At 55.8% G+C, this 7,647-nt stretch carries 4 protein-coding genes; 3 read left to right on the forward strand and 1 reads right to left on the reverse strand.

The features are described 5' to 3' along the window. Nucleotides 1–24: 24 nt before the first annotated feature. Nucleotides 25–1,494: a peptidoglycan DD-metalloendopeptidase family protein gene (locus AAC019_RS15400; RefSeq protein WP_339900055.1), complete on the reverse strand. Its 1,470-nt coding sequence runs from the start codon at nt 1,492–1,494 to the stop codon at nt 25–27. Nucleotides 1,495–1,759: 265 nt separating this feature from the next. Here AAC019_RS15400 and tyrS point away from each other — a divergent pair, with 265 nt between their 5' ends. The 3 genes from tyrS (at nt 1,760) to AAC019_RS15415 (ending at nt 7,468) form a co-directional block, all read left to right on the forward strand. Further along, a complete protein-coding gene (gene tyrS / locus AAC019_RS15405; protein WP_339900056.1) occupies nt 1,760–3,067 on the forward strand; it encodes a tyrosine--tRNA ligase in 1,308 nt (435 codons plus the stop codon). A gap of 149 nt (nt 3,068–3,216) precedes the next feature. Beyond that, a complete protein-coding gene (locus tag AAC019_RS15410; protein ID WP_339900057.1) occupies nt 3,217–4,314 on the forward strand; it encodes an efflux RND transporter periplasmic adaptor subunit in 1,098 nt (365 codons plus the stop codon). 13 nt (nt 4,315–4,327) lie between these two features. Continuing rightward, nucleotides 4,328–7,468, forward strand: a complete 3,141-nt coding sequence (locus AAC019_RS15415; RefSeq protein WP_339900058.1) for an efflux RND transporter permease subunit — start codon at nt 4,328–4,330, stop codon at nt 7,466–7,468. Nucleotides 7,469–7,647 lie beyond the last annotated feature (179 nt).

A 7,647-nucleotide genomic window follows, 5' to 3' on the forward strand; every position in this document is an offset into this window, starting at 1 on the left:
GGGCGCGCAAGGCGCCCGGGTGTGTTAGTTGATCGTGCTGTCGCTTTGACCCAGCGCTAAACGGTTGGCGTTGTAGTGCTGTTGCAACTGGGCAACTTTAGGCGCAGTTTGGGCGCGAAACTGCGCCATCTCGGCTTTGGGCACCGACGCCGCCTTAGGCAGTTTTTGCACGATGGTACGAGGGTTGCGGTGTACGCCATCAAGCAGGAACTCGTAGTGTAAGTGGGGGCCGGTGGCATAGCCGGTAGAGCCAACGGTACCGATCACCTGACGCTGCTTAACGCGCTGCCCGGTTTTAACGAGTTTTTTGTTCAGGTGTAAATATTTGGTTTGGATGTTGTTGCCGTGCTGGATAAACACATAGTTGCCGTTGGGCTTGGTGTAACCGGCGGCGACTACGCGGCCATCCCCTGAGGCCCAAACCGGCGTGCCAGTGTCAGCTGCGTAATCGGTGCCGCGGTGGGGGCGCACGGTCTTAAAGATCGGGTGCAGGCGTTTGGGATTAAAGTTGCCGCTGATACGGCGAAAGTCCAGCGGCGCCAGCAAAAAGGCTTTGCGCATACTCTCGCCGTCGGGCGTAAAGTAATGGCTGTCGCCGGCGGCATTGGTGTAGCGCACCGCCTGAAACTTGTGGCCCTGATTGGTAAATTCGGCGGCTAAAATAGCGCCGGTGCCGATTTTTTCGCCCTCAAGAAATTTCTCTTCGTAAAGCACGCTGAAGTGGTCGCCTTTGCGAATATCCAGTGCAAAGTCCACATCCCAGCCGAAAATGTTGGCCAGCTCCATAATCAGTGCGTCGTGCATGTCCACCGCTTGGCCGGCTAAAAATAGCGAGCTATTGATCGTCGCCTCTTTATAGGCTGTGCGGATTTCGGGTTGCTTAATTTCTTCTACACTGACAAAGCCTTCTTCATCGCGCTCAAAATGGGTGCTGCTCAGGCGGTTGGTAATATGGCTAAGCTTTTGCAGTTGGCCGTTGTCGTCGAGATAAAACACAATCTCGTGGCCCGGCATAATGCGGGTTAACCCTTTGGCTTCTTTGCAGGTGCTGGTGAGCTCGTAAACGTGGCCGTCGTTAAGGCCGGCGCGCTTAAACAGAGTAGACAGGCTGTCGCCCGAGCGCACGGTAAAGGATTTTTGAGCCAGTGTCGGGGCGCTTTTTTTGACTGGCGCCGGCGTCGCTATCGGGCCGGTGACCATTGGGGCCGCATCGACGGCAGGCTGGGCAACTTCTGGCGCCGTTACCTGAGCTGCGGGCGCGGCCGGATTTTTGGTCTGCAGTGGCTCTTCGGGGGCGTGATCTAAAGCCGGGTTTGGCAGCGTTAATTTGACTGACGCGTTGCCAGGCTCGGCTTTGTTGGCGTCGTCAATACCACTGCCAGCCCATACGCCCAAAGCAAAAATCAGTGCCCCAGCGGCGGCCATATGGCCTTTAGGGAACTGTGAAAATGCCCGAAAAGCGCGAGATAGTTTATGTTTTTCAGGGGGTTGCATGAATATTCTAAACCTAAATAAAGCATCAATTGCGCTTAGTTATATCAGAAAAGGCCTTTAAGATCGATCTTTTGTGATCGTTTTTTGATCTTTTAGGGGCTGTTTTTATCGCTGGATGATTAGTCTGTGACCGAGCTAAAAAGTTGCACGAATAGCGCTCGGGGTTTGTTTTTGTGACCGGTTCGGGTATCTTTGCCCGCCTATTGGCACGGCGTGGCGCCGTGTTCGTGATTCTTTAATACAGACTAATCGGGTGAGTGGTTTCATGACGACGATCGATGCTTCGCTATTTGACGACCTGCAAAAACGCGGGTTGATTGCACAGACCACCGGTGGCGATGTGCTGGCGGACTATTTGGCATCCGGTAGTCGCACTTTATATAGTGGCTTTGATCCCACCGCCGACAGCCTGCACATCGGTCACTTGGTGCCATTGTTGGCCCTCAAGCGCTTTCAGCAAGCCGGCCACAAACCTATTGCGTTAGTCGGTGGTGCCACCGGCTTGGTGGGTGATCCTAGCTTTAAGGCCGCCGAGCGCAAGCTCAACACCCCGGATATCGTTGCCGGCTGGACCGATAAGCTCAAGGCTCAGGTGAGCCGCTTTGTCGACTTTGACAGCGGCGACAACGCCGCCGAGGTAGTCAATAACCTCGATTGGGTCGGCGATATGAATGTGCTCGACTTTTTGCGCGATGTGGGCAAGCACTTCTCCGTTAACAACATGATTAACAAAGAGTCGGTAAAGCAGCGTCTTGACCGGGAAGGGGCGGGCATCTCGTTTACCGAGTTCACCTATATGTTGTTGCAGTCTTACGATTTTGCCGAGCTCTTCAAGCGTTACAATTGCACGCTGCAGATTGGCGGCTCGGATCAGTGGGGCAACATCACTGGCGGTATCGATTTGGCGCGCCGCATGTACAGCGGCGAAACCTACGGCATGACGCTGCCTTTGGTGACTAAATCCGATGGCACCAAGTTTGGCAAAACTGAGAGCGGCACCGTGTGGCTAGACCCTGCAAAAACGTCACCGTACGCTTTTTATCAATTCTGGTTGGCGACTGCCGACGCCGATGTTTATAAGTTTTTGCGCTATTTCACCTTCCTGCCGTTGGCCGATATTGCCGCTATTGAGGAAGAGGACAAGGCGGCTCAGGGGCGGCCTCAGGCTCAGGGCGTATTGGCCCGGGAAATGACGGCACTGATTCATGGCGAGCAAGGTTTACAGGCGGCCGAGCGTATTACTGAGGCGCTGTTTTCCGGCAGCTTGGATCAGTTGGGCGAGTCGGATCTGGAGCAGCTGAAGTTGGATGGTTTGCCTTCGTCTGAGCTTGCGCGCGATCAACTGGGTGAAAAAACACTTACCCAGTGGCTGGTGGATGCCGAGATGGCCGCCTCTGGCAAGCAAGTAAAAGATGCTTTGGGGCGCGGCGCTGTGACTATAAACGGTGCGGCGATCAGCTTTGAAGAAAACCTCGATGCGGCGGCGTGTTTTGCTGCCGAGCGCGCCAAGTTTGGCCGCTTTTATGTAACCAAGCTGGGTAAGAAGAAGTATCACCTGTTCCAGATAGGCTAAGCCCTCTGCGCCAGCTCCGACCGGAGCTGGCCGTTTTATCCCTTTGCTAAAGCTGTGTATGCTGAGTGTCTGAGTCGCAGCGCCTCTCGTTTGATTGAGTTGAGTGCGCTGCGCCGCATTGAAGCAGCAACTCTCTGGGGATATTGACCATGATCATTCAGCGAGCGGTGCGTTGGCCCTGCGTTTTTGGCGTTTTGGCACTGCTAACTCTGGCGGCGGCTTTTAGCCGTGCGCAGGTCACCGTCGAGGCGGTGGTGGTGCAGCCTGAGGCCATCATCGAGCCGGTACCCTTAACCGGTTCTGTCACGGCACTGCAGCTGGCGTCGCTATCGGCCGAGGTCAGCGGAGTGGTCAAGCGAGTTGATGTTTATGCCGGGGATCATGTAGCGGCCGGCGAGCCGCTGTTGCAGCTGGATTCAGAGCTTACACGGCTGGCGCTGGACGGGGCCGAGGCTCATGTGGCTCGGGCTCGGGCGCAAGAGGCCGAGGCGCAGCGGTTATTAGCTGAGGCTCGGGATTTGGTCCGCGAGCACAATATTGCCGCCACCGAGGTGGGCGCCCGCGAGGCTGCCCTCGCCAGTGCCCGTGCCGACCGGCAGGTGGCGGAGGCCGATCGCGCCCTGACGCAAGCGCGGCTAAAAAAGCATAGCCTGACGGCGCCTTTTGCCGGCACTGTGAGTGTTAAGTACACCGATGTGGGCGAGTGGGTAGAGCCGGGCACCGCTTTGCTTGAGTTGGTATCCACTGAGCAGTTGCGGGTCGATTTCCAGGTGCCCCAGCGATACTTTCATCGTATTAACCAGCAGGCCCGGCTAGCAATGACATTAGACTCGGCGCCGACCGACACCTTTACCGCTTTAAATCTTCGCAAGGTGCCGCTCAGTCGCCCAGGGGCTCGCACCTTTTTGCTGCGGGCATCGCTGCCGGATGAGGCCCCGCAATCCATTCCCGGCATGGCGGTGTCGGCCACCCTTAATCTTGATACCGGGCGCCGTTCGGTCACTGTCCCGCGGGATGCATTGTTGCGCTACCCGGATGGCCGCACCGTGGTGTGGGTGGCCGAGTCGGATAATTTTGGTAATGAGGTGGCTGTCTCCGAGGTGCAGGTTACGCCGGGGGTGGCTTTTGCCGGACGGGTTGAGATAACGCAAGGGCTCAGTCGCGGGCAGGTGGTGGTGACCCGTGGCAACGAGGCGCTGCAACAGGGGCAGCGCGTTCAGCTGCGCCGCTCTAGTCAATCCAACTGAGTGAGGCCAGACTATGTTTGAGGGCATTGTTCGCCACGGAATTCTGGTCACCGTTACGGTGTTAATTATCAGTGTGTTGGGGATACTGGCGGCGCTGCGCATACCGGTGCAAATGATCCCCGACTTAGAGGTACGCACCATCAGTGTTCGCACCCAGTGGCCCGGTGCAACGCCTCAGGATGTGGAAAAAGAGATCCTGATCGAGCAAGAGGAATACCTGCGTAATATCCCGTATCTAGAGGAAATTACCTCGTCGGCTAGCCTGGGGCAGGCGAGTATCGAGCTGGAGTTTCCGTTTGGGGTAGACATAACCGAGACCTTAATTCGGGTAAACAACGCTCTAACTCAGGTGCCTTCCTATCCGGTGAATGTGGATGAACCGCAGGTATACGCCACCTCATTCTCCGCCAATTCGTTTATGTATTTTCGTATCTCGCCGCTGGATGGTAACCCCCGTGGGCTGGATATGGACATGATGCGTGATTATATCGAGGACAATGTGCGCCCGCGCATGTCTAGCGTGCCGGGTGTGTCCGAGATCAGTGTCGGTGGCGGTGCTAAGCGGCAGGTACAGATTCGGCTTAATCCCGATGCACTGGCCCAGCGTCAGTTGACGCTGGCGGATGTGCGCACGGCTATCTCTTTACGCAATCGCGATATCTCTGGTGGCGAGGTGACCAGTGGTAAGCGGCGTTACCTGTTGCGCACTCTGGGGCGGTTCGATTCGGTACAAGAGCTGGAAGCGCTTATTGTTAAGCGCGACGGTGACAGCGTGACCCGTCTGGCAGATGTGGCCGAAGTGCGTTTTGATCATTTTAAAATTCGCGATAAGTCGTTTGTGAATACCAAGCCGGTTATTAGTTTATCGGTGCGCCGTGAAAGTGGCTCGAATGTGTTGGCCATTAAAGAGGCCATGATGGCCGAGGTAGAGAGCATTAATCGCGAGCTGCTCGAGCCCGAGGGGATGATTCTCGAGCGCACCGCCGATGATGTGGTTTATGTGAATGACTCGATCATTAATGTGTGGAAGAACTTAGTGCTCGGGGCGCTGTTGGCCACCGCCATTATGTACGCTTTTTTGCGCTCGTTTCGCGCCACAGCTTTGGGTGTTGTCGGTATTCCTATCTGTACGATTGCAGCGTTTATTGGCCTGTTGGCGGCAGGTCGCACGATTAATGTGATCTCTCTTGCCGGGGTGGCCTTTGCCATTGGCATGACGTTGGATAACTCCATTGTGGTGCTCGAGAGTATCGAGCTCGAGCGCCAGCGGGGTTTAAAACGAATGCAGGCGGCGGTCGAGGGGGTTAAAAAAGTTTGGCCGGCCGTGCTTGCCTCGACGCTGACCACGATTATGGTGTTTTTGCCCGTGGTGTTTATCGCCGAAGAGGCGGGTCAGCTTTATTCCGATATCGCCATCGCGATCTCCGCTTCTATTTTTGTTTCGATGCTGGTGGCGATTACGGTGATTCCTACCGCGAGCGCGCGTTTGTCATTGCACTCAAAAAATCATGACACGCGTTGGCGCCGCGTGCTGACCGATAAGTTGTCCTGGTTGTTTGCCACATCTAGGCGGCGTATCAGCTGTTTGTTGTTAACGGTGCTTGCCAGCGGCGCTATTGTGCTGTTGCTGACACCTCCGGCCGAATACCTGCCAGAGGGGGAAGAGGCAAAAACCTTTGCCTCGATGAATGCGCCACCGGGTTACAACCTTGAGACCATGGAGCAGATTGCCTTAGAGGTGCAGGATTACTTTATGCCGTTTGTGGATGATGAGCCTGAAGCGTTCGCGCGCGGCGAGACGGAAGTCCCGGCGATGAAGTATGTAAACCTTGGGGTGTCGGCGAGCGGTATGCGCATTATCTCGGAGACAAAAGATCCCGGGCAGATCGAGCCGCTCATGGATGCGCTAGTTGAAAAATATGAAAGTTATCCAGGGATGCGCGCCTTTGCCTCACGTGGCTCGATCATCAGCAGTAATGATGGCGGTACCCGCAGTGTTAATTTAGAAATATCCAGCCCTAACCTGGCCGACGCCTATCAAGTCGCTCGCGATGCGCTTGCCCGGGCTGAGGAGATCTTTGACGGTCCCCGCATCCAAACACAGCCCTCTAGCCTTTCGTTATCGCAGCCCATGTTGCAAATTAGGCCCCGCTGGGAGCGTGCTGCGGAGCTCGGTATGAGCGCGGAAGATATAGGCTTTGCGGTGGCTGCCTTAACCGACGGCGCCTTTGTCAGCGAGTACTTTCAGGGCGACGATAAAATTGATATGTATCTCTACAGCAACCGCGGCCCGGGTGTGGAGCTGGAAACTCTGTCGCAACTGTCAGTTTATACCCCCTCGGGCGGTGCACTGCCTTTGACGGAGCTGGCCGAAATAGAAGAGACGGTTGATACCAATGTATTGCGTAGGGTGGATGGCCGCCGAACCGTTACCTTGAATATTATCCCGCCCCGCTCGGTGGCACTGGAAACCGGTGTGGCCCGGGTTCGTGAGCAGCTGGTGGGCTGGCTTAAAGAAACCGGCCGGGTGCCCGCTGGGGTGTCGCTCAATATCGCCGGCGCGGCCGATCAGCTGGATGCGACCCGTGAATCCCTTAGCTCAAACTATTTAGTTTCTCTGGTGGTGGTCTATCTGTTGATGGTGGCTATTTTCTCTCACTGGGGCTATCCGCTGCTTATTATGACGGTAATTCCACTCGGTATTGCCGGCGGTATTGCCGGGCTGGCGGTAATGAATGGTTTGGGGGCGTTGCTGCAGGCTCTTGGGCTTGGCGGCTTTCAGCAGTCGTTTGATATGATCTCCATGCTCGGCTTTTTGATTTTGATGGGCACCGTGGTCAATAACCCGATATTGATTGTGCACCGCGCCATCGAAAATGTAGAGCAGTCGGGTATGGAGTGTGTCGAAGTTGTGCGCGAGGCGGTGCAGTCACGCCTGCGTCCCATTGCCATCTCGTCTGTTACGACTATTTTTGGCCTGGCGCCGCTGGTGTTTTTGCCCGGTGCGGGCAGCGAGTTATATCGTGGAGTGGGGGTGATTGTCATGGCTGGTATTGTTGGGGCTACTCTGGTGACGCTTACCACCCTGCCGTCAGCCACCGTTATGGTGCTGCGTTGGAGTAGTCGGAGCAAGTCGTCTAAGCCCGACGCCTAACTGGCACACCAGGTTGCGAGTAAGGGCGGCACAAGTCGCCTTTTTTGTGCCTGTGGTTTGCGCGTTTGTGTGGTCGGTTTTTGCCCGATTTAGCCGGCGTTAAAGAAAGTGTAAAAATAATGTAATTTGGGGCTTGTGCGATTCGGATTGGTGCGTATAATGCGCCCCTCTTTCGCAGG

The sequence above is a fragment of the uncultured Gilvimarinus sp. genome (genome assembly GCF_963975215.1).
Taxonomy (GTDB): domain Bacteria; phylum Pseudomonadota; class Gammaproteobacteria; order Pseudomonadales; family Cellvibrionaceae; genus Gilvimarinus.

Coding starts and splice junctions, on each gene's coding strand:
- AAC019_RS15400 (WP_339900055.1), bottom strand. CDS start 1,494: ATGCAACCCCCTGAAAAACATAAACTATCTCGCGCTTTTCGGGCATTT.
- AAC019_RS15415 (WP_339900058.1), top strand. CDS start 4,328: ATGTTTGAGGGCATTGTTCGCCACGGAATTCTGGTCACCGTTACGGTG.
- AAC019_RS15410 (WP_339900057.1), top strand. CDS start 3,217: ATGATCATTCAGCGAGCGGTGCGTTGGCCCTGCGTTTTTGGCGTTTTG.
- tyrS (WP_339900056.1), top strand. CDS start 1,760: ATGACGACGATCGATGCTTCGCTATTTGACGACCTGCAAAAACGCGGG.